At 62.7% G+C, this 26098-nt stretch carries 25 protein-coding genes; 15 read left to right on the top strand and 10 right to left on the bottom strand.

All coding sequences use genetic code 11. The annotated features are described in order from the left end of the window. Positions 1-26: 26 nt before the first annotated feature. The gene (locus ABIE49_RS20940; RefSeq protein ID WP_192739389.1) at positions 27-536 is read right to left on the bottom strand and encodes a GNAT family N-acetyltransferase; all 510 of its coding nucleotides are present in this window, start codon (positions 534-536) and stop codon (positions 27-29) included. Between the two features lie 311 nt (positions 537-847). Here ABIE49_RS20940 and ABIE49_RS20935 point away from each other — a divergent pair, with 311 nt between their 5' ends. The 4 genes from ABIE49_RS20935 to ABIE49_RS20920 are packed head-to-tail and all read left to right on the top strand — an operon-like array spanning position 848 to position 3967. Beyond that, positions 848-1747: an alpha/beta fold hydrolase gene (locus ABIE49_RS20935; protein ID WP_192739388.1), complete on the top strand. Its 900-nt coding sequence runs from the start codon at positions 848-850 to the stop codon at positions 1745-1747. A gap of 7 nt (positions 1748-1754) precedes the next feature. Then, positions 1755-2222 carry a DUF2269 family protein gene (locus tag ABIE49_RS20930; protein WP_192739387.1) on the top strand — a complete coding sequence of 156 codons (468 nt, stop codon included), beginning with the start codon at positions 1755-1757 and terminating at the stop codon, positions 2220-2222. A 9-nt stretch (positions 2223-2231) separates the two neighbouring features. Continuing rightward, positions 2232-3563, top strand: coding sequence for an SDR family oxidoreductase (locus tag ABIE49_RS20925; RefSeq protein ID WP_192739386.1), 1332 nt, complete (start codon positions 2232-2234; stop codon positions 3561-3563). Further along, positions 3560-3967, top strand: coding sequence for a thiol-disulfide oxidoreductase DCC family protein (locus ABIE49_RS20920; RefSeq protein ID WP_192739385.1), 408 nt, complete (start codon positions 3560-3562; stop codon positions 3965-3967). Before ABIE49_RS20925 ends, ABIE49_RS20920 begins: the two co-directional genes overlap by 4 nt. A 53-nt stretch (positions 3968-4020) precedes the next feature. Here the strand turns inward: ABIE49_RS20920 and ABIE49_RS20915 are convergent, their stop codons facing one another. Continuing rightward, complete coding sequence (locus ABIE49_RS20915; RefSeq protein ID WP_192739384.1) at positions 4021-4848, bottom strand: protein NO VEIN domain-containing protein; 828 nt, start codon at positions 4846-4848, stop codon at positions 4021-4023. A gap of 49 nt (positions 4849-4897) precedes the next feature. Beyond that, positions 4898-6154 (bottom strand): flavin monoamine oxidase family protein, encoded by a 1257-nt coding sequence (locus ABIE49_RS20910; protein WP_192739383.1) that lies wholly within the window; start codon positions 6152-6154, stop codon positions 4898-4900. A gap of 227 nt (positions 6155-6381) precedes the next feature. On the opposite strand from ABIE49_RS20910, the gene ABIE49_RS20905 reads away from it, so the two are divergent. Then, positions 6382-8340, top strand: a complete 1959-nt coding sequence (locus tag ABIE49_RS20905; protein WP_192739382.1) for a hypothetical protein — start codon at positions 6382-6384, stop codon at positions 8338-8340. 166 nt (positions 8341-8506) lie between these two features. Here the strand turns inward: ABIE49_RS20905 and typA are convergent, their stop codons facing one another. Continuing rightward, positions 8507-10333: a translational GTPase TypA gene (gene typA / locus ABIE49_RS20900; RefSeq protein ID WP_192739381.1), complete on the bottom strand. Its 1827-nt coding sequence runs from the start codon at positions 10331-10333 to the stop codon at positions 8507-8509. Here typA and ABIE49_RS20895 point away from each other — a divergent pair. After that, positions 10332-10556 carry a hypothetical protein gene (locus ABIE49_RS20895; protein ID WP_192739380.1) on the top strand — a complete coding sequence of 75 codons (225 nt, stop codon included), beginning with the start codon at positions 10332-10334 and terminating at the stop codon, positions 10554-10556. The genes typA and ABIE49_RS20895 overlap by 2 nt on opposite strands. Positions 10557-10579: 23 nt before the next feature. Here the strand turns inward: ABIE49_RS20895 and ABIE49_RS20890 are convergent, their stop codons facing one another. Further along, the gene (locus ABIE49_RS20890; RefSeq protein ID WP_192739379.1) at positions 10580-11332 is read right to left on the bottom strand and encodes a Crp/Fnr family transcriptional regulator; all 753 of its coding nucleotides are present in this window, start codon (positions 11330-11332) and stop codon (positions 10580-10582) included. Between the two features lie 202 nt (positions 11333-11534). Between ABIE49_RS20890 and ABIE49_RS20885 the strand changes: the two genes are divergently transcribed. Then, complete coding sequence (locus tag ABIE49_RS20885) at positions 11535-11903, top strand: response regulator (RefSeq protein ID WP_192739378.1); 369 nt, start codon at positions 11535-11537, stop codon at positions 11901-11903. Positions 11904-12067: 164 nt separating this feature from the next. On the opposite strand, the gene ABIE49_RS20880 is transcribed toward ABIE49_RS20885, so the two are convergent. Together ABIE49_RS20880 and ABIE49_RS20875 are read right to left on the bottom strand one after the other, a co-directional pair. Beyond that, positions 12068-13618: an alkaline phosphatase D family protein gene (locus ABIE49_RS20880; protein ID WP_192739377.1), complete on the bottom strand. Its 1551-nt coding sequence runs from the start codon at positions 13616-13618 to the stop codon at positions 12068-12070. 150 nt (positions 13619-13768) lie between these two features. Continuing rightward, a complete protein-coding gene (locus tag ABIE49_RS20875) occupies positions 13769-15196 on the bottom strand; it encodes a TAXI family TRAP transporter solute-binding subunit (protein WP_192739376.1) in 1428 nt (475 codons plus the stop codon). A 216-nt stretch (positions 15197-15412) separates the two neighbouring features. Between ABIE49_RS20875 and ABIE49_RS20870 the strand changes: the two genes are divergently transcribed. After that, positions 15413-15718, top strand: a complete 306-nt coding sequence (locus tag ABIE49_RS20870) for a 4a-hydroxytetrahydrobiopterin dehydratase (protein WP_192739375.1) — start codon at positions 15413-15415, stop codon at positions 15716-15718. 98 nt (positions 15719-15816) lie between these two features. Then, the gene (locus tag ABIE49_RS20865) at positions 15817-16203 is read left to right on the top strand and encodes a YkvA family protein (RefSeq protein ID WP_192739374.1); all 387 of its coding nucleotides are present in this window, start codon (positions 15817-15819) and stop codon (positions 16201-16203) included. A 77-nt stretch (positions 16204-16280) separates the two neighbouring features. Here the strand turns inward: ABIE49_RS20865 and ABIE49_RS20860 are convergent, their stop codons facing one another. The 3 genes from ABIE49_RS20860 to ABIE49_RS20850 all read right to left on the bottom strand — a co-directional run bounded on the left by ABIE49_RS20860 (position 16281) and on the right by ABIE49_RS20850 (position 19857). Then, on the bottom strand, positions 16281-17468 hold the full coding sequence (locus tag ABIE49_RS20860) for a TAXI family TRAP transporter solute-binding subunit (protein ID WP_192739373.1): 1188 nt from the start codon (positions 17466-17468) through the stop codon (positions 16281-16283). Between the two features lie 85 nt (positions 17469-17553). After that, positions 17554-18348: a hypothetical protein gene (locus tag ABIE49_RS20855; RefSeq protein ID WP_192739372.1), complete on the bottom strand. Its 795-nt coding sequence runs from the start codon at positions 18346-18348 to the stop codon at positions 17554-17556. 534 nt (positions 18349-18882) lie between these two features. Continuing rightward, positions 18883-19857: an NADPH:quinone oxidoreductase family protein gene (locus tag ABIE49_RS20850; RefSeq protein WP_192739371.1), complete on the bottom strand. Its 975-nt coding sequence runs from the start codon at positions 19855-19857 to the stop codon at positions 18883-18885. 214 nt (positions 19858-20071) lie between these two features. Between ABIE49_RS20850 and ABIE49_RS20845 the strand changes: the two genes are divergently transcribed. The 6 genes from ABIE49_RS20845 (at position 20072) to argG (ending at position 25982) form a co-directional block, all read left to right on the top strand. Further along, positions 20072-20911, top strand: a complete 840-nt coding sequence (locus ABIE49_RS20845) for an SDR family oxidoreductase (RefSeq protein WP_192739370.1) — start codon at positions 20072-20074, stop codon at positions 20909-20911. A gap of 162 nt (positions 20912-21073) precedes the next feature. Then, positions 21074-21712 (top strand): invasion associated locus B family protein, encoded by a 639-nt coding sequence (locus ABIE49_RS20840; protein WP_354066908.1) that lies wholly within the window; start codon positions 21074-21076, stop codon positions 21710-21712. Positions 21713-21875: 163 nt separating this feature from the next. Continuing rightward, positions 21876-23093, top strand: a complete 1218-nt coding sequence (gene rlmN, locus ABIE49_RS20835) for a dual-specificity RNA methyltransferase RlmN (RefSeq protein ID WP_192739368.1) — start codon at positions 21876-21878, stop codon at positions 23091-23093. A gap of 145 nt (positions 23094-23238) precedes the next feature. Then, complete coding sequence (locus ABIE49_RS20830; protein ID WP_192739459.1) at positions 23239-23730, top strand: hypothetical protein; 492 nt, start codon at positions 23239-23241, stop codon at positions 23728-23730. 39 nt (positions 23731-23769) lie between these two features. After that, complete coding sequence (locus ABIE49_RS20825) at positions 23770-24525, top strand: phosphatase PAP2 family protein (RefSeq protein WP_192739367.1); 756 nt, start codon at positions 23770-23772, stop codon at positions 24523-24525. A gap of 119 nt (positions 24526-24644) precedes the next feature. Continuing rightward, entirely contained in the window at positions 24645-25982 is a 1338-nt protein-coding gene (argG, locus tag ABIE49_RS20820; RefSeq protein WP_192739366.1) for an argininosuccinate synthase, read from the top strand. Positions 25983-26098 lie beyond the last annotated feature (116 nt).

Below are 26098 nucleotides of genomic sequence, written 5' to 3'. Positions count from 1 at the left end.
CAAAAAATCGGCGTTTCAGGCTTGACTCAGTTGGTCCAGGCGAAGGCGACCTTGTCGAGCGATTTGGGCCCGAACTTCTCCGACGAGCGGGCGACCATGCGGCCGCCGAGCGCGCGATAGAACTCCGTCGCGGGATCGTTGTCGGACAGTGCCCAGATCACCATGCTCTTGAGACCGCTCTGCAAGAGATCGCGGCGGGCGGAGGTGAAGAGGCGGCGGCCGAAGCCGAGACCCTGAAATTCCGGACGCAGATAGAGCTCGTAGATCTCGCCTTCGAAATGCAGGCTGCGGGCGCGGTTGCGGCCGTAATTGGCATAGCCCGCGACCTTGTCGCCGAACACCAGCACGCTGACGCGGCTGCCCTTGCGGATCGCGCTGTCCCACCATTGCGGGCCGCGACGGTTGATCAGCTTTTCAAGTTCGGCGCCGGGAATGATGCCCTGATAGGCCGAGCGCCAGGCTTCGTCATGGGTGGACGCCACCGCGGCTGCATCCGCAGCTTTGGCCGGCCGAACCTCGATCAGGGTTGTGCTCATGACCCAATCAAAGCAAGTCAGCGCGTTGTCTTCAAGGTCCATCGTTAATTATCGGTTAACCTGTGGATTTTCTGCATCAGTTTACCGTCCGGCTGTACCGAAAGAGGACAGGAAGCTGAGTTTACCGGCACTTGGCTGCTACGGAGCAGGGTAAAACCAGGCCCAAAACAATCGCCGAGAACGCTTCCAGCAATCCGATCACGGAAAAATGCGCCGAATCTGATTCGCCGGTATTCTGTTGGCGAATTCGCATTTCCTTCCCAAGGACTACCGTCCCAACTGCCTTTCCCAAGCGCGCGTCAGGCCAATTCATGCATCCGGCTAAAGTGTTAATCGCAGCGGTTGTGCTAGCCGCGCTCGGCATCGAGACCGGCGCTGCGCAACAAAACCTTGGCGCGCAAGGCGCTGAGGGCGAGCCTTATCGCCGGCAGCAATGGCTGGTGCCGTCGCCCGATCTGGGTCCCCCGTCGCATGCGCTGTTGTTTCGTCCGCCGGGCGCCGGCCCGTTTCCGCTCGCGCTGATTGCGCATGCCACCACCCAAAACGTATTGCGTCGCGCGCAAATGCCGCAGCCGGAATACCGTGCGCTGGCGGCTTGGCTGGTGGCGCGCGGCTTTGCCGTTCTGGTGCCGGAGCGTCCAGGCCATGGCGCCACGGGCGGCAAATATCTCGAAGACCAGGGCGGCTGCGACGAGGCTGATTACGCCAGGTCAGGCCGCGCCACCGCTGATGTGATCGCGGCGGCAATGGGCTTCGTGCGCAAGCAACCGTTCATCCGGTCAGATGGAATAATCGTGATCGGGCACTCGGCCGGCGGCTGGGGCGCGCTGGCGCTCGCCAGTGAAGACCCGAAGGACGTTGCCGCCATCATCGCCTTTGCGCCCGGCCGCGGCGGCCGTGCCAATGATTTTCCGGGTCAGGTCTGCGCGCCGCACACGCTAATGGCCGTCGCACGGGAATTCGGCAAAACCGCGCGCGTGCCCGTCACATGGCTGGTGGCCGCCAATGACAGCTATTTTTCGCCTGTTCTGTCGCGGCAACTGGCGGACGCGTTCCGCAACGCCGGCGGCAAGGTCGATTTCCGCGTGCTCGGGGCCCATGGCAGCGAAGGGCACTGGCTGCCGGAAACCGAAGCTGGTGTAACAAGCGCTGCCAATGAACTCGATCGCGCCCTGAAGCTGCGCGCGCCGAACCCGGCCAAGAAACGATGACGCAACGATGACGCTGTACTTCGCGATCAAATACCTGCACGTGCTTGGCGCCATCGTCATTCTCGGCACCGGCAGCGGCATCGCGTTTTTCATGCTGATGGCGCATCGCAGCGGTGACGCTTCCTTCATCGCCCGCACCGGGGCGACGGTGGTGATTGCCGACATGCTGTTCACGCTGACGGCGGTGCTGCTGCAGCCCGTCACCGGCGGTCTCTTGATGATGCTGTCATCGACGGGATTTGGCGAACTCTGGATTTCGGCCTCGCTCGGGCTGTATGCGTTGGCGGGGCTGTTCTGGGTGCCCGTGATCTTCATGCAGATCGAGATGCGCGATCTGGCGCGCGTCGCCGCGGCTGCGAATGCGGCGCTGCCGCCGCGCTATTTCGCGCTTTTCCGGCGCTGGTTTCTGTTCGGTATTCCAGGCTTTGGTTCGGTCATGGCGATCCTGTGGCTGATGATCGCGAAGCCGGTTTAGGTGGGGCAAATGAACGCGGAAATTTCATCGCGAAGGATTCTTATCCTCGGCGCCTCCGGCCTGATCGGGCGGTTCGTCACCGATGATCTGCGATTGCGGGGCTTTCAGGCGATCGGGGTCGCGCGGCATTTCGAACCGTCACAAAAGATCGGCGCTTCCGACGTTGAGCTTCCGATCATGTCGATGGATGCAGCCTCGCTGGCGCGGCTGATCCGCGAGCGCGAGATCGATGTCGTGGTCAACTGTCTCGGCGTGCTTCAGGACGGGCCGGGCAGCGACACCCGCGCGGTGCATCGCGATTTCGTCGAACGGCTGCTGGCGGCGATCCGCGACAGCGGCCGCGCGGTGCGCTTCGTTCACATCTCGATCCCCGGCACGGCCGATGACGACCGCACCGCCTTCAGCACGACCAAGCGCGAGGCCGAGCGGCTGATTGCTGCGTCCGGTATTCCCTATGCGATCCTGCGGCCGGGCTTTGTCGTGGCGCCTGCGGCCTATGGCGGCAGTGCGATGCTGCGGGCGCTGGCGGCGTTTCCGCTGCAATTGCCCGGTGACGAATCGGCGACGCCGTTCCAGTCGGTGGCGGTCGAGGATGTTTCCGCGACCATCGCATGGATTGCCACGCGCGACATCGGTGATCCCGCAGCAAACGCCGTGACCTGGGACCTGATGCAGCCGCAGCCGATCACGCTCGGCAACGTCATCGATCAATTCCGCTGGTCGCTCGGCACTTCCCGCATGCCGCGGATCACGCTGCCCGGTTTCCTGCTCAATCTCGGCGCCAAATCAGGCGATCTCGCCAATAAACTTGGCTGGATGCCGCCGATGCGCTCCACGGCGATCGCCGAACTGCGCCGCGGCGTCACCGGCGATCCCGCTAGCTGGATGGCGGCGACCGGCATCGCGCCGAAGACGCTGGCGCAGGCGGTGGGCGGGCATGCCGCCACCATCCAGGACAAATGGTTCGCGCGGTTGTTCCTGGTCAAGGCGCTCGTGATCGCCAGCCTTGCGGTGTTCTGGATCGTTTCGGGCTTCATCTCGCTGGTGATCTCGTTTGCCGCCGCCGCCGATATATTGCGGGCGCACGGCTTTCCGTCATGGCTGGTCGCGCCGATGACTGTTATCACCAGCCTGATGGATATGAGCATCGGGGTGTTGATCGCCTTCCGCCGCACCGCCGCGGTCGGACTGATCGCCGGCATCGTCGTCGCGCTGGGCTACATGGTCGGCGCTGCAATCCTGACGCCGGATCTCTGGATCGAGCCGCTCGGTGCGCTGGTCAAGACCGGACCTGCGATCGTGCTGATGTTCGTGGCACTGCTCACTTTGGACAACAGATGACGGCATGGCCGGACGATGACGTGATCCTCTACGACGGCGTCTGCATCTTCTGCTCGCGCTGGGTCCGCTTCGTCGCCACGCGTGACGTTGAACGCCGCTTTCGCTTCACGCCGATCCAGTCCGGCTACGGCACGCGGCTGGCGCAGGCCTTCGGCATCAACCCCGACGATCCCGACACCAACGCCGTCGTTCATGGCGGCGTCGCATATTTCAAGTCCGACGCGGCGCTGACGGTGCTCGGCGCGCTGCCGGGCTGGGGCTGGGCGCGCGCGCTGTCTGCGGTGCCGAAGCCGTTGCGCGACGGCGTCTACAGCCTCGTCGCGCGCAACCGCTACCGGATTTTCGGCAAGTATGAGCAGTGTTTTGTGCCCGATGCTGATATGCGCGCGCGGGTGATGGAGTAGCCAGCGATGCTGGTGGAGTGCGGGCGGGTGTCGTTGACTATTCTAGGATGAAGCTAGGAAAATGACGCCTCATAGCTGAGCGGCGAAAGGTGGACAAAGTTTGCAAGCGGTGGCGCCAGCTCGAACATCTTTGGGCGCATCGAGAAGTCGAAGACCCGACACAAGCGAAACGCCTCAGGTCGTTCGGAAGAGAACGAGAGTTCATTTCTGGTTATATAGAACGGTGTCGTATCTGAACCTACGGTGGTCTTCACCTCCAGAAATCGCTCTTTGCCCTTCTCGTCGAAGGACATGATATCATAACCAGCGCCGTCACCGTCCTCCTCTGAGATCCAGCGTATTTTCTTCGCGAGATCTGGCCGGTCGAGCCGCTCGAGTCTCTCGCGCTCGAAATGGAAGACCAATTCTTCGCCGTCGCGTCCAAGCTTGCGGTTTCTAAAATCGCGCTCGACAGGATTGAACTTCCGGACAAGGCGCTCGACGTCTTCTCGTTGCGGCGTGACGGGCAAAAGGGTCGGAGGCATGTCAACGAAAAGCGCGGGACGCTCTGCGAAGCCATTGACGGCACGCTCCGGATGCAGGGTGTCCGGGTTTCGCAAAATGTAACGTTCGATCGCGGGGACAATCGCGGCCTGATGATTTGCGGCAGGAAGATACCCTCGAATCGTCGGTAATCCGAGCTTTTGAAGCACTGCCGAGATGTTCTGGTGCTTGAACTCAATCGATCCCTTGCTTCGGTCGATCTTGTCGCGAAGTAGTCGACTGTGCTGCGCCTTGTTGTACGGACTGCCGCCGCGCTCTTCGTCGAGCATCAAGAAATAGTCGGAGATAATGAGGTCTAGCTCACCCTCCGTCCAATCCGTGCGTTCGCCAGCGGCCATGCCAGAAAAATGAACCAAACGATTGTAAGCGTCCAGCCTGTATCGGACGTTAGGTCTTGCAGGCTTCTATCACTTCCCCCGCCGCCCGCTCGCCCGAATCCCTTGCCCCATGCGCGGTCGTGAAAAACCCCGGCGAGGTCGCCTCTCCTGCAAAGAACAAGCGTCTATCCACGGGCGCTGCCAGCACCGCGCGGTCGCCGGCGTGGCCGGGCAGGGCGTGGGAATAGGAGCCGCGGGCGAAGGGGTCGTGGGCCCAGCGCGATTCCGCGAGCGGCCTCAGCTTGCGGCGGAAGTCGTTGCCGAGAAAGCCGGCGATCTCGTTGATGCTTTCGGCGGCCAGCGCGCCGGGGCCGGCATCTTCCAGCGATCGCGCGAAGCGGCCGCCGAAAAAGCCTTCGATGCAGGGCTGGCCGAACGGGCGCAGATGATAGGTGCCCATCGCGGTGCGCATGGTGGCGCCACGCAGGCTGCCGTCCTTCGGCAGGTCATCGCCATCGCTGAGCGCCAGCATCACCTTGTCGGCAAGACCAAGCGGCAGGCCGCGCGCGGCGTCGAGCTTTGCGGGCAGGGCTGGGTGAAAGCGGAGGGCTTCATCCGCGATCAGGTTGGTCGGAACGGTGACGATCACTCTGTCTGATATCAGCGTGCCCTGCGACGTCTCGATACTAATGCGTTTTGCCGAATGGTCGATCAGCGTCACCGCGCAGTTGAGCGCAAGCGGGATCGAGGCGCCGTAGGCCGCGACCAGCGCGCCATAGCCGCGGCGGACGCGCCAGTTGATCTCGGTGTCTTCATAGGCGTCCATGTCCAGGATCGAGACCTGATCCAGCTCGCAGCCGTTGACGTAGGTCGAGATGGCGTCGATCATCGGGTTCCAGCGATTGCCGGGCTCGAGACAGAGATCGGCGGCGCTGTCGCGGCTGATCTGCAGGGCCTGATGTGCGGCTTCCTCGGCGCGGTCGTAGAAGGCGTCGAGCGCCTTCAGGAACTCCGCCCGCTGCTCAACCGGAAACGCCTTGTTGTGGGCCTGCTCGCGCCAGGGCGGGCGGTTCCGGTCGATTTCGAACTTCAGTTGCTCGGCGATCGGGACGAATGAATTTTCATCCGCCGAGTGCAGCCAGCCGCAGCCGAGGTCGAAGGTGATTTCGGGCGAGGCCGCTATCGTATGAGCACGGCCGCCTATGCGGTCGCGCGCTTCCAGCACGACACAGGAGAGGCCGGATTGTTTCAGCGCATGCGCGGCACCGAGGCCAGCGGCGCCGGCGCCGATGATGGCAACATCGACTTCGGAGGGGAGGGTCGTCATGTCCGAGCCTCTAGCACGTTCGCCAGGGGGCCTGAAGCCGGTCCGCAGAGGGCTCCCGGTCCGCGGCAGGCAGGGGAGGGATGCGGTTTTCGCATCGATCAGCCGATTTCGGCCATTGCCGGCGGGCGATGCGGCATCTTTGCGAATAAGAGCGGCTTGTTTCTCCCCCTGTAGTTGTGTTGAATAGGTCATTCTCCCTAACGTCATTTCAGATCCGGATTTCAGCCATGGCCGAATTCGATCCCGCTACGGCGCGGAAGAGAACCGCGATCCTTGTCGTTCACGGCATCGGCAGCCAGCGCGCGCTGGAAACGGTGCGCGGAGTGATACGGGGCGTCTGGCTGGACGAGAAAAACCCGGCCGACAAAGGCAAGCGGATCTGGACGCATCGTGAGCGCAGCGACGATATCGATTTGGCGGTGATGACAACGAACGAGGTGCCGGAATCAAAAGACAAGCGCATCGTCGATTTTCACGAGTTGTACTGGGCTCACCTGATGAGCGAGACCAAGGCCGTCGCGGTCCTGCTCTGGCTGTATGAACTTTGCCGGAAAGGCCCGATCATGAAGGTCGGGATGAACACGCTTTGGTGGGCGACGGCGATCTTTCTGTGCCTGATGAATCTCTCTTTCGCGGCACTGGTGCTGCGGGGCGTTTTCCTGTTTTCGCAAACCAGTGCCCAGATGATGCTGGTGGCGCCGTTCCTGCTGATCTTCAGCAGCATGCTGTTCGGCCTCTATGTCGCATATCGCTGGAACGCCACCCGGCTGATCAGCTTGCTGAAAAAGGCCTGTTTGATTAGCGCCGGGGTCATCATCGTCTATCTCGTCATCGAGACCTTCTGGCCCGGCAACTCGAAGATACCGGACGTTGCCGAACTCCTGACCGTGGTTGCGCTTCCAACAATGGTCGCGCTGCTCGCCACCGTTCTTGTGATGGGACGAAAGGGGGTCCGCGCGTTTTGGATCGCGCTAGGGATTTCCCTCGCCATCTCTGTGATTTTCATTGCCGTCGACCGCTACTGGCACCCGAAGACAGACTTCGCGGAAACCCTGATCAAGGCGTGGCCTTGGGGGATGAACTCGCCGTGGGGCCCGGTCATGGCGTGCGCGGTCGTCGGAGTATATCTGGCTGCCAATGCCGCATTCCTGCAGCCCTATCTCGGCGATGCCGCGCGCTATTTCCGGAATTCACCCGGCAACGTCGCGGTGCGCCGGGCGATCAGGAAGGAAGCTGTGGATGCGATTGCGCGCCTGCACACCAGCGGTCGGTATGACCGGGTCGTCGTCGTCGCGCATAGCCTCGGAACCGTCGTCGCCTACGACATGCTGCGTGCCTATTTCAGCCAGGTTTGCGCCGAGCTGCCGCCTGTCGAGGAGCTGGGTCCGGATTTTGACGTCATTGATAGCGCCACATGGCAGCCGGAAGACGCCAAGGCATCGATCGCGGACAAGAAGGCGTTGCGCGCCATGGCGCGCGACACGATTGCAAGCATCGCCACTGCTGCGGCGAGACATGCAACCCAGGACCAAGAGCCCAAGACTTCGCAGTCCACGACTTCGCAATCGAAGACTTCGCGGTCCAAGACTTCGCAGCCTAAAACCTGGCTGGTTACCGACTTCGTCACGCTGGGAAGCGCGCTGACCCACGCCTATTTCCTGATGTGTCAGGAGCAAAAGGACGACGCGACGTGTGAGGCTAGAAACGGCGATCCGACGGGTCAACCCGAGCCCGACGCCGGGCTCAAGAGCGATTTCGCCCGGCGCGTCGGGGAAAGAGAGTTTCCGACTTGCCCGCCGAAACGGCTCGATCGCGACGGCTTGCTGACCTTCACCAATCCGAAGACGCACAGGAAGCAAATTCACAACGGCGCGTTGTTCGGACTGACCCGGTGGAGCAACATCTATTTTCCCCGGCGTCAGCTGTTCTGGGGAGACGCCATCGGCGGGGCGCTATCGCCGATCTTCGGCTATCACATCGTCGATCTCGCGGTCTCGACCAGGAAGGCGGGGGGTGACGACTTCTTCACCCACACGGCCTATTGGGACGTGCGTCGTGCGCCCGACACCTGTCAGGCGCCGCATATCGTCACGCTGCGCAAGGCCATCGATCTGGCCGAAGATGCCACCGCCGCCATCGACCTGGTCGATGAGGGCGACGATCCGAGCGCGCACGACGGGATTTGACGCTAGAGCGTTTTCCAGCGAAGTGGACACCGGTTCGCGTAGCAATCAAGTTTACGCAGATTGCGTAGACTTATCTGTGGTAGAAAACGCGTCAAAACAAGAATCGAGAGCCCCGTTCCGATTCCATCGGAACGGAAAAGGCTCTAGTCGCTTACGCGGGCGGTGCTTAAGCCACCGCCTCCTTGGCCTTTTCCGCGCGCTTGCGGTCGTTGGCGTCGAGGAACTTCTTGCGCAGGCGGATCGACTTCGGGGTCACTTCCACGAGCTCGTCGTCCTCGATATAGGCCAGCGCCTTTTCCAGCGTCATGCGGATCGGCGGGGTCAGGCGCACCGCTTCATCCTTTGAGGTGGTGCGGATGTTGGTGAGCTGCTTGCCCTTGAGCACGTTGATCTCGAGGTCGTTGTCACGGGTGTGCTCGCCGACGATCATACCCTTGTAGACCTTCCAGCCCGGCTCGATCATCATCGGGCCGCGGTCTTCCAGCTTGAACATCGCGTAAGCCACCGCTTCGCCCTGGTCGTTGGAGATCAGGACGCCGTTGCGGCGGCCCTGGATGTCGCCCTTATAGTTGGCGTAGCCATGGAACAGGCGGTTCATGATCGCGGTGCCGCGGGTGTCGGTGAGCAGTTCGCCCTGGTAGCCGATCAGGCCGCGCGTGGGCGCGTAGAACACCAGCCGCAGGCGGTTGCCGCCGGAGGGACGCATCTCGATCATCTCGGACTTGCGTTCGCTCATCTTCTGCACGACGACGCCGGAATGCTCCTCGTCGACGTCGATCACGACTTCCTCGATCGGCTCCTGCCATTCGCCGGTGACTTCGTCCTTCTTCAGCACCACGCGAGGACGCGACACCGAGAGCTCAAAGCCTTCGCGGCGCATGGTCTCGATCAGGATCGCGAGCTGCAATTCGCCGCGGCCGGAGACCTCCATCGCATCCTTGTCGGTGGCTTCCACCACGCGCAGCGCGACATTGCCTTCGGCTTCGCGCAGCAGGCGGTCGCGGATCATGCGGCTGGTCACCTTGTCGCCTTCGGTGCCGGCGAGCGGTGAGTTGTTGACGATGAACGACATCGACACGGTCGGCGGATCGATCGGCTGCGCCACCAGCGGGGTTTCAACGGTGGGATCGCAGAAGGTATCGGCGACGGTGCCCTTGGTGAGGCCGGCGATGGCGACGATGTCGCCCGCTTCGGCTTCCTCGAGCGGCGTCCGCTCGATGCCGCGGAAGGCGAGGATTTTCGTGATACGCCCGCTTTCGATCTGCTTGCCGTCGGCGCCGAGCACCTTCACGGCCTGGTTCGGCTTGATCGAACCCGAGGTGATGCGGCCGGTGATGATACGGCCGAGATAGGGATTGGCTTCGAGGATGGTGCCGATCATCCGGAACGGGCCTTCTTCGACCGTCGGCGGCGCGACGTGGCGCAGGATCAGGTCGAACAGCGGCTGCATGCCGGCTTCGTGCGAGGCTTCCGGGCTGTCGCCCATCCAGCCCTGCTTGGCTGATCCATAAAGAATCGGGAAGTCGAGCTGTTCTTCGGAGGCGTCGAGTGCGGCGAACAGGTCGAACACTTCGTTGATGACTTCGGTCGGGCGCGCGTCGGGACGGTCGACCTTGTTGATGACGACGATCGGCTTCAGGCCGACTTTCAGCGCCTTGGAGACCACGAACTTGGTCTGCGGCAGCGGGCCTTCGGCGGCGTCGACCAGCACCAGTGCGCCGTCCACCATGTTCAGGATGCGCTCGACCTCGCCGCCGAAATCGGCGTGGCCGGGGGTGTCGACGATGTTGATGCGGGTGTCTTTCCACTGCACCGAGGCGGCCTTGGCCAGAATGGTGATGCCGCGCTCGCGCTCCAGGTCGTTGGAATCCATCGCGCGTTCGACCACGCGCTGGTTGTCACGGTAGGTACCGGATTGCTGCAGCAGCTTGTCGACCAGCGTGGTTTTGCCGTGGTCGACGTGGGCGATGATGGCGACGTTACGAAGGTTCATGGCTCTTCTTCTGGTCGTGCAATGGCTGGAGCGCGATCTCGCCGGAAAACCGGGACCCACTTTTCCGGATCGTGCTCAAAACCTGAAATGCGAAAGGGGCAACGGCCTCGACCTTGGCCCCAAAAAGGAAGCCCGGCCAAAAGGACCGGGCACACCTTACGCGTTGCGGCGCAATATAGTCAGAAAACGCCAAAAAACAATGATTTGTTTGGCATTTGGTTAGCCGATTTTCGGGCAAATGCCCGCTTAATTGCCCTTTTCGGGGTCCGGATAGACCCCCCGCAAAACCTCCTCGAAATGGCCCTTCACCGCCTCATTGCAGAGGCAAGACCGGATTCGCAGCGCATCGGGGTTGCGGACCAGGATCGAGCCGCGGCGGGTCTCCACAATGCCCTCGGCCTTGAAGGTCTGGATCACCCGGCTGGTGTAGCTGCGGCCGACCCCGAGCAGGGTCGCCAACTGCTCATGCGTCAGCGGCACCACTTCGTCGCCATCGGTGCGTTCCATCGCCGAAATGATCCATTTCGCCGTGCGCTGCTCGATCGAGTGGATCGCGTTGCAGGCGGTGGACTGGAAAATCTGGGCCAGCATGCAGTCGGCGTAGCGGGCGAAGATGTTGCTGAGCGTCGCCGATTGCTTCTTGGCGGCCTCGAGCTTTCCGACCGGCAGCCGCACGAACGGCCCGGCGAACTTGACCATGATCCGGGTATAGGCCGGCAAGAAACCCTGGCTGACGATGCCGCCGACCGCGCCTTCGCGGCCGATCAGGATGGTCTCGACATCGCGGCCATCCTCATTAGGGACCAGGTAAGAGACGAGGCTCGGACCGCAGGGGAAATGCACGATCTCGACGTCATCGCCGGGGCTGTAGAGCACTTCGCCGGCATTGGCATCGATCTCGGCAAGGTTCGGCGCGACCAGCGCGAAATCGGCGGCGTTCAGACGACGCAGCAAATTGTTGAACGGCCGTGCGGCCGGCTCCTCGCGTCGCGCCTGCATCCAAGGTTCCTCTGTTCCCCAGGCGCACAATAACGAAGCTGTGCGCGTTTATATGTGCACTAGTGAACAGACAGCATAACTACGGTGTGGTGGTTTCAGTTCCGGAACCGATGGCCGCGCTTCAAGGCGTCGTCGGACCTCCTTCCGGGGCTTCGGCCCGGCAATCGGACAAAAGATAGTGAACCTGGGACAGACGAGTACAATGCAACCCGTCGCCGACGGCATGCCCAATGACGCCCTGATCGTCGAGGACGACCCGATCATCGCACTCGATTTCGAGGACACGATTCTCGGCTTTGGGGTGAAAACGGTTCGTACGGCCCAAAGCGTGGCCAAAGCGCTCGCCTTGATCGCCGAACGGCCACCGGATTTTGCCCTGCTCGATGTCAGCCTCGTCCGTGAAAAGAGCTTTGCGATTGCCGAACGGCTGGACGCGCTGAAAATTCCCTATGCCTTCGTCACCGGTTATGGCGCCGAAGTCAGGCTTCCGGCAGCTTTTGCAAACACGCCGCGGCTGGCGAAGCCCTATTCGACCGAGGCGTTGCTCGCGCTGCTGAACGTCAGGCGCTGAGCCCAACCAGCGCGCCTGATCTATCGGCGGCGGATGGCGTCCGCTTCCGGGCCGCCCGAATGGTTCACCCGGGGAGTCGGTTCTGACTGGATCAGAACCGGCTCGCGCTTTTTGTATTGACGCGTTCTATTCACGCGAACCGATTCCCACTTCGCTCGAAAACGTCACGTACGCTTCGGATCGAGCGTCGTCGACCAGAGTGCGACGTCGGCGCGATCGCGCAAGGTCACGATCATCTGTCCGGTCGCGCCGTCGATCTTGACGTGGCCGAAGAACTGCATGCCGGCCGACGGCGGCAGGTTCTGCTTGTCCGGCCCCGGCGCCTTGATGAACTTCACCTCGGGACCAAACGTGTTGTCGAGTTCGTTCGGCCCGAACGTGCCGGCATGCAGCGGGCCGGCGACGAATTCCCAGAACGGGTCGAACTCCTGGAATTGCGCTTTGTCGGGATTGTAATAATGCGCGGCGGCGTAGTGCACGTCGGCCGTCAGCCACACCGTGTTGACGACGCCTGATGTCTTGATGAAGCGCAGGATATCGGCAATCTCGAGTTCACGGCCGCGCGGCGGGCCGTCCCCTTGCGCGAACGCCTCAGAGCCCTTTTTGTTGGTTGCATCGTCATAGACGATGATGCTGAGCGGCATATCGGAGGCAATCACCTTCCAGGTCGCGCGCGAGTTCAACAGTCCGCGCTTCAGCCAGGCGAGTTGATCCGGTCCGAGGAAATGGCTTTCGGGGCCGTAGCTGTCTTGCAGGTTGGCGCCATTGGGGCCGCGATAGCTGCGCTCGTCCAGCATGAATACGTCGAGATGCGGGCCGTAATTGAGCGTGCGGTAGAGCCGGCCCGGCTCGTTGAGGTTTTCGCGGATCGGATACATTTCGTGGAACGCGCGGCCGGCGCGGGCGGCGAGCAGGCTGATGTCGCGCTCCTTGTATGAAGCCGGCAATTGCTTCGACAGCGACCAGTTATTGGTGACCTCGTGGTCGTCCCATTGCACGAAGATCGGCACCTCGGCGTTGAAGGCGCGGACATGCTCGTCCATGAAATTGTATTTATGGGCGGCGCGGAACTCGTCGAGCGTCTCGGCCACCTTGGCCTTTTCTTCGATGGTGACGTTCTTCCACACCTTGCCGTCGGGAAGCTTCACTTCGGATTTGATCGGGCCGTCGGCATAGACGGTGTCGCCGGAATGCAGCAGGAAATCCGGGCGGTGCTTGCGCATGGTGGCGAAGGTGAACATGCCGCCGTCGTCGGGATTGATGCCCCAGCCCTGTCCTGCGACGTCGCCGCCCCAGACGAAGCTGACATCGCGGCGATCGGCCGGCGCGGTGCGGAAGCGGCCGACAACGGCTTCGCTCGCGATGTCGATATGCGACAGATCGCGAAACCGCACGCGGTAGAAGATCTCCTGTCCCGCGGGCAGGTTTTCCAGCAGCATCTTGGCGGTGAAATCGCTCTCGGGCAGCGCGGCGATCGGCGGCAGCGCCCGCGCATTGGCAAACGACTCCGTGGTCGAGACCTCGACCATCATTTGCGAAGGACGGTCGGCGCGCGCCCAGACCACGCCGCCATCGGCGCCGACATCGCCGGATTGCACGCCATGGCTGATGACCGGCCGGTCGCCGGCGCGGCTGAGATAGGGCATCGCGATGACGCCAAATCCCGTCGCTGCGGTGGAAGAGAGAAACTTTCGACGAGAAATTCTAACGGTCATGCGAGCCTCTTTGCGCGTCTGACATAACGAGTATCGAGGGCTCCGTCATTCGGGTTCGATGCTTCGCATCGCTCCCGAATGAGGGATCCTCTCGTCGTGCGAGCTGGCTTTAGGAAAATTCCATGACGGCCGAATTACAGGAATGCCGGCTCAGGCGCCGGCGGCCCGGAACTGCGCGCTGGCCCGTTGCAGGTTCTGCGGCATGCTCATCAAGAGCGCTTTGCGGTCGGCGACCGCGTTGTGGAACTGCTCGAGCGCGATGTTGAAGGTGGTCAACGCGCCATCCTCGACGGCGCCGTGCTCGAAGCACTCCAACATATGGCGCAGGATGCCGTCGGCCTCCGTCTGCATCTGGTCGAGCTCTTCGATTGAGTCGCAGTTGCGTGCCGCGGCGAGTAAATCGAGCAGCCGGTCGCGCTGCGAGTTGCTGGCAATGCGCTCGTCCTTCTTCAGGTAGCCCGCGAACCATGCGCCGGCAGAGCCCATTGCCGAGAGCCCCATCAGGCCCCACCAGATGAAATCGCTGTAGCGTTCGAAGAAGGTTTTTTCCTCGCCATCGACAAAGGCGGCCGCGCCGGGATGCGCCGGGATATTGGCATCCTTGTCGGTGTCCGGCGTCTCGATCTTGGCGGCGAGCGGAAATTCGTTCTTCAGCGTTTGCCTGATCGCAAACAGCTGCCGGGTAAAGATCGCGATGGTGGAGTCGGACACGCCCTTCCGCGCCACGATGTGATGCGAGAAGCTGATGGTCTTGACTTCCTCTTCCGGCTTGGCCGGCGCGCCGCCAAAGGTCCCGGCGGGAATCTCGGAAGACTCGTAGGCCGGATGGTTTTGCGCGATCGCTTCCGCCGAATCGATCGCCAGGAAGGTCGGCGTGCCGCCGTCGCGCATCGAAGCCGCGATCGCATCGGACGTTATCTTGCTGTTGAGCGGGCCCGCCGCGAGATAGACATCCGCCTTCTGGTTGCGGATGGCCTCGACGGCCTCAGTGACCGGAAACTGGACGATCTCGACCTTCGCCGGATCGAGGCCGTATTGCTCCAGGATCACCTTGAGCAAATTGACATTGGCCTCGGTGCGGCCGACGACGCCGACGCGATGTCCGGCGAGCTGCGTGATTTTCGTGATCGCGGGCGCAGCCTTCTTGCCCTTGGCCTTGGCTTTACTGGCGGGTGGCACCCAGAGCACCACGACGTTCTTGCGCAGCGTCGCCACCGCCTGCGCGTTCTTCGGCACGTCGAGGTCGCCCCGGATGATGGCGAGATCGGCCTTGCCGTCGCCGAGCAGCTTGGCGCTCGCCTGTGCGCTGTCAGTCTGTGTCGGACGCAGCCGAATTGGACCGTGGGGCTGGTTGTTGAGGGCTTGCGTCAGTGCCTGAACCACCTTGAGGTCGTCGCTGTTGGCCGGGCCGACCGCGATCCGCAACGTCACCGGCCGCGTCGCAATGTGATAGCCGGCCGCCGCCACGCCGATGATCGCCAGAACGCCGGCCAGCATCACGAATGCCAGCCGTCGTCGCGCCGAACGGGGCGAGGGGGGAGGCAGTGCTGCTTCGGCGGGATGAGGGCCGTCGGTCATCAATTCCTGAACAATCGTTTGAGGTTCGATCTTCGGTTGCCAACGTGCTTACACCGGGCATTCTAGCAAATTCCTCGCCGGACCGTGGTGACATCTCCGTCATGGTTACCGGCAGCCGAGCGGCCATTGGACGCGCCTTTCCGTCTTATTTTGGGCGGGGATCCAAGGGCGCCTGCGGGTGTTAGGGTAAGGCTGGTCAAAAACGCGGAGGCGATCATGGCGGAACGGCTGTCGGCGGAAGCGAGAACAGCATCGCTTGCGGAACTATCGGGGTGGTCGGAGGTATCCGGCCGCGAGGCAATTGCCCGGACGTTCATCTTCAAGGACTTCAACGAAGCCTTCGGCTTCATGTCCCGCGTGGCGCTGGTGGCGGAGAAGAACGACCATCACCCGGAGTGGAAGAACGTCTACAAGACGGTGGAAGTGGTGCTGGCGACCCATGACGCCGGCGGCGTCACCAGGTCGGATATCCAGCTTGCCAAGGCGATGAACGGCATCGCAAGGCAGCTTGGCGTCGCCTGAAGCGTGGGAAAGCGATCTTGCGTCGGCGGCCCGACATCACCAATTTCTAGACAGCCAGCCGCGGCGATCCGCCGCGCCTGTCTTGAGGGAGCGCCGTCATGGCAACGTCCGAACACAGCGTGGGTTTTGAACCGGCCGATCGGCTGGCGCAGGACCGCGAAAGCGTGCGCCGGCGCTTCTGGAGCAAGCTGAAGCGGGTGGTAGCGAAGCTTCCCTTCGCCGAGGACCTGCTCGCGGCTTACTATTGTGCGTTCGACAAGCAGACGCCGCGCCATGTGCAGGCGGCGCTGCTCGGCGCCATCGCCTATTTCGTCCTGCCGTTCGATTTCGTTTCCGACGTGCTGCCGGTGCTCGGCTTCACCGACGACGCCGCTGTCCTGGCCACCGCCATCCGGATGGTTTCCAGCTATATCACGTCGGAGCACCGCGACGCCGCGCGGGCTGCGCTGAAGCGAGGCGTCGGGAAGGACGACGACGCGGAATAGTCCCGCGTCGACGTCCGCCACCGGGTATCGCTTGCGGCGATCCCGATGGCGTCTGAGGCTTCCTACTTCGAGGCTTCCTACTTCTGCGATCCGGAGCGAACTTGCGCGCGCGCGTTGCGCTCGGTTTCCCAGGCCTGGAACTGCTTGAACAGCGTCTCGCGGTCGGCATCGGTCTTGATGTTCGCCGCGGTAGTGGGGCTCTGCTTCAGGAAGTCATCGAACCGGGTACGCGCGACCGCTTCGACGTTGTGCGACTTCAGCCACTGCTCGGCGACCGGCAGCCGCTGCCAGTCGGGTAGCGGCGCCGACAGCGAGACCTCCCTCCACTTCGGATGGAAGGGCGGGTTCTGGAACGTCGGGAATTTTGTGAAGAACGCATCCACGAACTGCGACAGCTTGCGATAGCGCTCGGTGTTCGGCGCCCAATTATAGGCCGCGAGCACCGCCGGCACCGCGATGGTGTCGACGCGATCGTCGCCCGAAATCAGGTTGGGATAGTCCTTCGATGTCAGGCTGGCGGGCAGATAGTCCTTCTGCAGCGGCTTCTCGTAATTCACCGGCACCAGATGGAAGCGGTCGTCCTTGAACGTGCTGACCGACTTGTACGGTTTGCCGCCGCACACGATCACGGCGTCGATTTCGCCGGCCTTCAATTTCTCCAGCGCGATGCGTTGCTCGACATAGACCACCTTCGGCTTCATCCCGAGCCGTTCGAACACGGTCAGCGCAGTGACGAACGTGCCGCCATTGGGAAGGTCGACGCTGACGGTCTTGCCTTCGAGGTCCCTTAAGCTGCGGACCGATTTCGACGCGATCACGTGCATCTCTTCATTGTAGAGCTTGGTCACGTAGGTGAACTGCTTCTTGATATCCTTCGCAAAGCCCTTGCGTTCGAGATAATCGAGCGTGTCGGAGCGGACGATGCCGAGATCGACACCCTGCAGGAACAGGATGTCCGCCACGCTCTGCACGGAACCGCGCCCGACGATGGGCAGTACGCGCAACTTGTTGCCATCGTCGAGCACGGAAGCAAGGTCGGCACCGAACTGCACATAGGTGCCGCCGATCGTCCCCGACATCAGCGTTACCGTGTTCGAGTTCAGGCTCTGCTTGGTGGCGACAGAACCGAACTGGAAAATAGCCTTCAGGCTCTCGCTGACCTTGGCCGGGTCGTACTCGGTTTGCTGGGCTTGGGCCTGGGCCTGGGCCGTCAGGCCGCAAGCCATCATGATGGCAAATACTGCCATTCCAAACAGTCGTCGCATTTGTCGTTTCCCTGCGTGATGTCAGATGTCGCGTGATGCGCGGTCGTGAGTGATGCGTGCCGGTGGTGACCGGTTCTGAAGATGCCTAGTTTTGAAGCTGGCTGAGGCGCCGCTTGGCGTCGGACGAGCCGAGCTGGGCGGCCTTCTGGTACCAAAGCCGCGCCATCGCCGGATCGGGCGTGATGCTGCGCATGTCCTGCTTGCCCAGCACCTGCGGGTCGTAGGTCCCCGCCAGCATCAGCGCGGCGTCGGCCTCCTGCGCGTCGGCCGCACGCTCGAGCAGCAGCCGGGCGGAGGTGATGTCGCCGATCGCGAGCAGGCCCTTCGCCCGCTTCAACAGGACAGCCAGTTCATCCGGATCGATGCGCCGTGCCGCCGGGGCGGGTTCGGGGGCCGTCGGCTCGATCGCCACAACCTTGGTCTTGATGGCGCTCTGGTAGGCCGCGGTGATTTCGTCGCGTGACGGTGAAGCGGACGCCAGCGCAACGGACTGGACACGCTGGGCGGTTGCCGCTTCCGGCGTTGCCGGCGGTGCTTCGGGACCAGCAGGCTGGGCCGCGACGCGTGGTGCCGGCGGCTCGGCGTCCTGTTGTGCGGCGCCTGACGGGGCCGGCGCTGCGCTGGCCAACGACGCCTTGGCGTTGACGATCACCGCGCGTGTCGAATCGAAGGAAAGCAGCGCAAGACCGGCGGCCACGATGGACAACGCAAGCGCACCGGTCACGATGCGCGATGCGCGCGCTCTTCGTTTCTTGCCGCCAGCGAAGGAGTATTCGGGCGGTTCCTGATAGAAGGGCAGATCCTGATACCGCTCTTCCGGTTGATAGCGTTCATCCTGCCGGTGGCGCGCATCCTGCTGACCGGCGAGAAAAAGCGGCACCGGGTCGTCTGCCAGATGATCTTGCTGGACCGGGTCGGGCCTGCGTGCTTCTGACCGCAGAAATTGATGCGTCTCATACAATCCGGGATCATGAATCGCTTCGCTTAGTCTTGCGAACGGATCTCCAGATTGAACCTGCCTTGTACTTTCCACCATGGCGATGCTTCCCCGCTACCAAAACGCAACGACGGGAGGCCGGCATCTTTTTCTTGTTGTTATCGGTGTCCGGGAACCCGCTTACTGGGCGGTCTATTCGCATGCCGAATGGGATGAAAAAACGACGCCGGCCCGCTCGAATCGGGAGACATTTTGTTCTGATTGCGGCGAGCTGACGCAATTCAGAGATTTAAAATTGCATATCGTTAACGCACAACCGCCTTGGATAAAGGCATTTTCAGCATCGCACGCCGAGCAAGGCAGGCGCACCAATTGCCAAAACGGGCCGCGTTGCGCGCGGCCCGTTCGATGTTTCGCGGACGATGATCGCTAGAAAAGAAGAGACGTTGAATGAAGCGCGACCGCTGTCGCGCAGCATCACGGATGCAGAATCACCTTGCCCATCGCCTTGCGGCCGGCGAGCACTTTCAGCGCTTCGGCGGTTTGCGCCAGCGGGAAGGTGCGGTCGACATGCGAGGAGATCTTGCCTTCCGCGGTCCACTTCACGAGCTTCTCCAGATTGGCGCGGTTCTTCTCCGGGTTAAGCCGGGCCCAGGCACCCCAGAACACGCCGCGGATATCGCAGCCCTTGAGCAGCGCCAGGTTGAGCGGCATTTTCGGAATGTCGCCGGCGGCGAATCCGATCACCAGGAAGCGGCCTTCCCAGGCGATCGAACGCAGCGAGGCCTCGGCGTAGGTGCCGCCGACCGGATCGAAGATGATGTCGACGCCCTTGCCGCCGGTAAGGCGCCGCAAGCCCTCCTTGAGATCTTCCTTGCTGTAGTTCAGGCCAAGCTCGGCACCGTGCGCTTTCGCAAATTCGAGTTTTTCATCCGACGAGGCGCAGGCGATCACCTTCAGGCCCATCAGCTTGCCGAGCTCGCAGGCGGCGAGGCCAGTGCCGCCGGCGGCGCCGAGCACGGCCATGGTTTCGCCGGGCTTGAGGCTGGCGCGATCTTCCAGCGCATGCAGCGCGGTGCCGTAGATGATGAAGATTCCGGCGGCGCGATCGAAGTCCAGATTGTCGGGAATCTTCACGATCGAGTTGGCCGGCAGCGCGATCTTTTCGCGCGCGCCATTATGGCCGCAGGAGGCCGCCACGCGGTCGCCGACCTTCAGATCGGTGACGCCACTGCCTACGCTTTCGATCACGCCCGCGACTTCGGCGGCCGGCGAGAACGGGAACGGCGGCTTGATCTGGTACTTGCCCTGGATCATCAGGATGTCGAAGAAATTCAGGGCAGCGGATTTGATCGCGATCACAGCCTCGCCCGGTCCGGCGACGGGATCGGGCACATCGGCCAGCACGAGGTCGTCGGGCTGGCAATATTGCGAACAGAGAATGGCTTTCATGGACACACCTGATTTTCGGACGCACAAGGAAAGGCTGAATGCTTCTTGCCGGATTTGACGCCGGGCTACAATCCGATTCGGTGCTTAGGACGCGCATAGCTATCCGCCCGTCATTGCGAGCGAAGCGAAGCAATCCAACGTGCCGTAAAAAGAAAGAATGGATTGCTTCGTCGCTTTGCTCCTCGCAATGACGGAGAAAACAGGGAGTGAAACAATGTTTGAAAAAGGCCTGCTGGCGGGAAAGCGCATTCTGGTCACCGGTGGCGGCTCCGGGCTTGGCGCCGCGATGGGGCGGCGCTTTATCGAGCTCGGAGCGGAACTCATCATCTGTGGCCGCCGGCTCGAATTGCTGGAGGCCACGGCAACCCGGATGCGCAATGAGCTCAGTGGCAAGGTTTCCGTGGCGCGCTGTGATATCCGCGACGGTGGCGCGGTCGATGCGATGATGGATCAGGTCTGGCGCGAGGCGCCGATCGACGTGCTGATCAACAACGCTGCCGCGACTTTCCTTGCGCAGACCGAACATCTGTCGTTCCGCGCGGCGGATGCGATCCTGGGGCCGACGCTGCACGGCACGATGTATTGCACGCTCGCGGCCGGCAAGCGCTGGATCGAGGGCCGTCATAAAGGCGTGGTGCTGAGCATCCTCTCGACCTCGACCATCACCGGCCGCGCCTTCACGGTGCCGTCGGCGATGGCGAAGTCAGCCATTCTGGCGATGACGAAGAGTCTGGCGGTGGAGTGGGGGCCGAAGGGCGTTCGCACGGTCGCGATCGCGCCCGGTGCGTTTCCGACGCCGGGCGCGTCAGGCCAGCTTCGTCCGGAGGGCCGCGACGAGGGCTGGGCGCACCGCAATCCGCTCGGCCGCGCCGGCGAGCACAGCGAACTCGCCAACCTGGCGAGCTTCCTGATTTCCGACCAGGCCGGCTACATCAATGGCGAGATGGTGGTGCAGGATGGCGGCTCGCATTTGCGCAGTTCCGGCGCCGAGGACCTGCTGCAATGGACCGATGCGCAGTGGCAGAAGCAGCGCGAAGGCCGTACCAAAGGCTAACTCTGCAAGAGGCGCGCGATACCTCCAACATGACCGTGGATACAGCGGCTGGATAGCTCGTAAGTACCTTCCCAAAAAGGCATTTCCCGGTTATCCATGGTTGACGGCCCGACCCGTCGCCGGGCCATCTTCCAGTCACAATGATGAGGGAACCAGTTGTCCGTGCGGCAGATACTGACATCCCTTGTTCTGAGTGCGTTGCTGTGCGGGGCTTCCAGCCTTGCGCAGGCGCAGAGTGCTGCGCCGAAGGGCGCCAAAGACGCGGCCAAGCCTGCGGCAACGGAGAAGCCCGCGGCGGCTACGAAGTCTGCGGCCAAGCCTGAGTCGGCGGCAACCGCCGCGGCCGGTGGCGCGGAGCCGACCCTGATCGGCCAGTTCGGAACCTGGGGCGCCTACACGGCGATGCCGAACGGCAAGAAAGTGTGCTTTGCGCTGGCCAAGCCATCCTCGTCGAAGACCAATCCGCCTAACCGTCCGCGCGATCCGGCCTATGCCTTCGTCTCGACGCGCCCGGCGGAAAAAGTCATCAACGAAGTCTCGGTCATGATCGGCTACGCGTTGAAGCCAGGCTCGGAATCCTCGCTCGAGGTCGGCGGCGCGTCGTACGCGATGTACACGCAGGGCGACGGCCTCTGGATCAAGAATGCCGCCGAGGAAGAGCGGATGGTCGATGCCATGCGCAAGGCCGCCGACGTCACCGTCAAGGGTGTCTCGGCCAAGGGCACCGAGACCACCGACACCTTCTCGCTGAAGGGGCTGTCACAGGCGCTCGACAAATTGGCGCAGGATTGCCGGCGTTAAGCAATTTTAGGCCGAGAATGGCGTTGTTTGTGGGCCCCGGAAGGCCTATTTGAGTGCTACCTTGTAGGGTGGGCAAAGGCGCATCGCGCCGTGCCCACCATTAACGCTTGCGGTGGGCACGCTTCGCTTTGCCCACCCTACGTATCCCAAGAACAGAAACACGATGACCGTCGCTTCAATCGAGAGCAGTTCCTCGGCTCAGGCTCCCCTCGAAAAGATTCCGCTCGAAACCTATGTGCCGCCCGCAAAACCGTCGCTGATCGGGCTGTCGCGCTCCGAGATCGCCGACCGGCTCGGCGAGATCGGCGTGCTGCCCGCGCAGCGCAAGATGCGCACCCAGCAGCTCTGGCACTGGATGTATGTCCGCGGCGCCAAAGATTTCGACGCGATGACCAGCATCTCCAAGGAAATGCGCGCCCAGCTGGTGCAGCATTTTACCGTCGATCGTCCCGAAGTGGTCGCCGAGCAGGTCTCCAACGACGGCACCCGCAAATGGCTGCTGCGGCTGCCGAGCGGCAATGCCCTCGAGAAGGCGCATGAAGTCGAGTGCGTCTATATCCCCGAAACCGATCGCGGCACGCTCTGTGTCTCCTCGCAGGTCGGCTGCACGCTGACCTGTTCGTTCTGCCACACCGGCACGCAGCGGCTGGTGCGCAACCTCACCGCCGGCGAGATCGTCGGCCAGATCATGGTGGCGCGCGACCGGCTCAACGACTGGGCCGATCGCGAGACCCCGACCGGCAGCCGCCTCGTCACCAATGTGGTGATGATGGGCATGGGCGAGCCCTTGTATAATTTCGACGCGGTGCGCGATGCGCTGCTGATCGTGGCCGACAATGAAGGCATCGGCATTTCCCGCCGCCGCATCACGCTGTCGACCTCGGGCGTAGTGCCCAACATCGTCCGTGCCGGCGACGAGATGGGCGTCATGCTGGCGATCTCGCTGCATGCGGTGCGCGACGAATTGCGCAACGAGCTGGTGCCGCTCAACCGCAAATACCCGATCGCCGAATTGCTGCAGGCCTGCCGCGATTATCCGGGCTCGTCGAACGCGCGCCGCATCACCTTCGAATATGTGATGCTCAAGGGCGTCAACGATTCCATGGACGACGCCAAGCTCTTGGTGAAAATGCTCAAGGGCATTCCGGCCAAGATCAATCTCATTCCGTTCAACCCGTGGCCGGGCACCAAGTATGAATGCTCGGACTGGGACCAGATCGAAAAATTCTCCGAGTATATTTTCAACGCCGGCTATTCCTCGCCGGTGCGCACGCCGCGCGGCCGCGACATCCTCGCCGCCTGCGGCCAGTTGAAATCGGAAACCGAAAAATTGTCCGCGCGCGAGCGCCAGGCGCTGCGCGCGATGGCGATGACGGATTGAGCGTGATGCGCGGTCTCTCTGTTTTCGTCATTGCCTGCGACAAACGCGAAGCGTTTGCGCAAGGGAGCGCAGCGACGAAGCAATCCATCCATCCGTTATGCCGAGAGATGGATTGCTTCGCTTCGCTCGCAATGACGGTGTCGCAATGGCGCTGATCGGCCGCTTCTTCGTCATCTTGTTCGGATTCCTGTTCGCCTGCCTGGCGGCGGGGATGATCGTGGTCGGCGCGGTGCTGTATCCCGAATTCAGCGATCTCGGCGCAGGGCCGATCGATCAGGGCGCGATCAATGTCGTGCTCGGGTTCGGCTTCATCTTCATCTCGGGCTTTGCGCTGTTGCCGGCGCTGATCGTGGTTCTGATCACGGAAGCGTTTTATGTCCGGGGCGTGCTGACCTATGCGATCGGCGGCGCGATCGTCGGCTGCGCCTGCTATCTCGGTCTGGTCCCGTTCGATCCCGAAACGATGCGCTTTGACGGTATCGTCCGCCGCCATCTCGAAATCATGACCGGGGCAGGCATCGTCGCGGGTCTGGTCTACTGGATGATCGCCGGGCGCACCGCCGGCGCATGGCGCGAGCCGCCGAAACCTTTGCGGCCGCCACCGCCGCTGCCGGCGCATTCACGGCCGCATCCGTGAGCCTTTTCAAGACCCATCCCCTCGGCTAAACACCGCGCCATGAACCGGACCGGACTTTTCATCGCGCTGGGGCTGGCGCTCGTCATCGGACTGCTGTTCGGGATTTTTCCCGAACTCGATCTCAAACTGGCGGCGTTGTTCTACGATCCCGCGAGCCATTCGTTTCCGTTGAAGCAGAGCTGGATCGCGGGCATCGCCCGCGACGCCGCGATGTGGATCGCGTGGGCGCTCGCATTGCCGTCGCTCGCGGCCATCGTGGTGAAGATGGTGCGGCCGGATTTGCCGATGTTCATTCGCGCGCGTACCGCCGTATTCCTGCTGAGCACCATTTTGCTGTCTGCGGTCGTTCTCACCAACCTCACCTTCAAGACCTATTGGGGCCGGCCGCGGCCGGTGGTGGTCACGCAGTTCAATGGGCCGCAGGAGTTCGTGCCGTATTGGGATCCGCGCGGCACGTGCGGACGCAACTGCTCGTTCTTCTCCGGCGAGGGCGCCACCGCGTTCTGGGCTTACGCGCCCGCGGCGCTGACGCCGCCGGCATGGCGGCCCCTGGCCTATGTGGCGGCGACCCTGTTCGGGATCACGACCTCTGTGCTGCGGATGGCGTTTGGCGGGCATTTCTTCACCGATGTGGCGGCCGCCGGCCTGGTCAGCTTTCTGGTGATCTGGCTGGCCCATGGCTGGCTATACCGCTGGCCGTGGACCCGGGTCTCGGATGCGGCCGTCGAGGCCGCACTGGCACGCCTGGCCCGGCCCTGGAACCGTCTGACCAAGGGCTCGCGCCAGCCGGGCTGATCAGCCCCCGGCCAGCTGCTGCATGGCGCTATTAAACACGTGCCGACAAGCGCAAAGTTTGATATTCGCGCACCCAAAGCCGCAAACGACATCCACCACTTCGACCGATTGGAAGCACGATGAGCACGATCCTGAAGAGCCTGCCCAAAGGGGAAAAAGTCGGCATCGCTTTTTCGGGTGGCCTCGACACCTCGGCGGCGCTGGTGTGGATGAAGCAAAAGGGCGCACGCGTCTTTGCCTATACCGCCAACCTCGCCCAGCCTGACGAGGCCGACTACGAGGAGATTCCGCGCAAGGCGCTCGAATTCGGCGCCGAAAAAGCCCGCCTGGTGGATTGCCGCACGCAGTTGGTGCACGAAGGCATCGCCGCCATCCAGTCCGGCGCCTTCCACGTCTCGACCGGCGGCAACACCTACTTCAACACCACGCCGCTTGGTCGCGCGGTGACCGGCACGATGCTGGTCGCGGCGATGAAGGAGGACGGCGTCAACATCTGGGGCGATGGCTCCACCTACAAGGGCAATGATATCGAGCGGTTCTATCGCTACGGCCTTTTGACCAATCCGAGCTTGCGGATTTACAAGCCCTGGCTCGACCAGCAGTTCATCGACGAACTCGGCGGCCGCGCGGAAATGTCAGCGTTCATGACCGCCAACGGCTTTGCCTACAAGATGAGCGCCGAAAAGGCCTACTCGACCGACAGCAACATTTTGGGCGCCACCCACGAGGCCAAGGATCTCGAGAGCCTCGACACCGGCATCAAGATCGTCAATCCGATCATGGGCGTGCCGTTCTGGCGCGACGACTGTGCCGTCAAGGCCGAAAAGGTCGTCGTGCGTTTTGCGGAAGGCCAGCCCGTCGCGCTGAACGGCCAGACCTTCGCCGATCCGCTGGCGCTGTTTCTTGAGGCCAACGCCATCGGCGGCCGGCATGGCCTTGGCATGAGCGACCAGATCGAGAACCGGATCATCGAGGCCAAGAGCCGCGGCATCTATGAGGCGCCCGGCATGGCGCTGCTGCACATCGCCTATGAGCGCCTGGTCACCGGCATCCACAACGAAGACACCATCGAGCAATACCGGATCAGCGGCATGCGCCTCGGGCGGTTGCTCTATCAGGGGCGGTGGTTCGATTCCCAGGCCCTGATGCTGCGCGAGACCGCCCAGCGCTGGGTGGCGCGCGCCGTTACCGGCGAGGTCACGCTCGAGCTGCGCCGTGGCAACGACTACTCGCTGCTCAACACCGAAAGCCCGAACCTGACCTATCAGCCGGAGCGGCTGAGCATGGAGAAGGTGGAAGATGCGGCGTTCACGCCGGCGGACCGTATCGGCCAGCTGACCATGCGCAACCTCGACATCACGGATACCCGCGCCAAGCTGAAGCTTTATTCGGACACGGGCCTGCTATCGAGCGGGGACGGTTCCGAGATCTTCAAGCTTGGTAACGACAAGAGCTGAATCTGCGGGGCCGGATTTTATTTGGCACCGCTGCACCGCTGCGGCCCGCCGTTACATAGCTGTCATCCGGGGTGGATAGAACTGGTCACCTTCACTCCTTGCTGAGCAATGGCTGT

Source organism: Bradyrhizobium sp. OAE829 (assembly GCF_040546575.1).
GTDB lineage: Bacteria > Pseudomonadota > Alphaproteobacteria > Rhizobiales > Xanthobacteraceae > Bradyrhizobium.
This window is presented reverse-complemented; position numbering and strand designations above follow the sequence as displayed.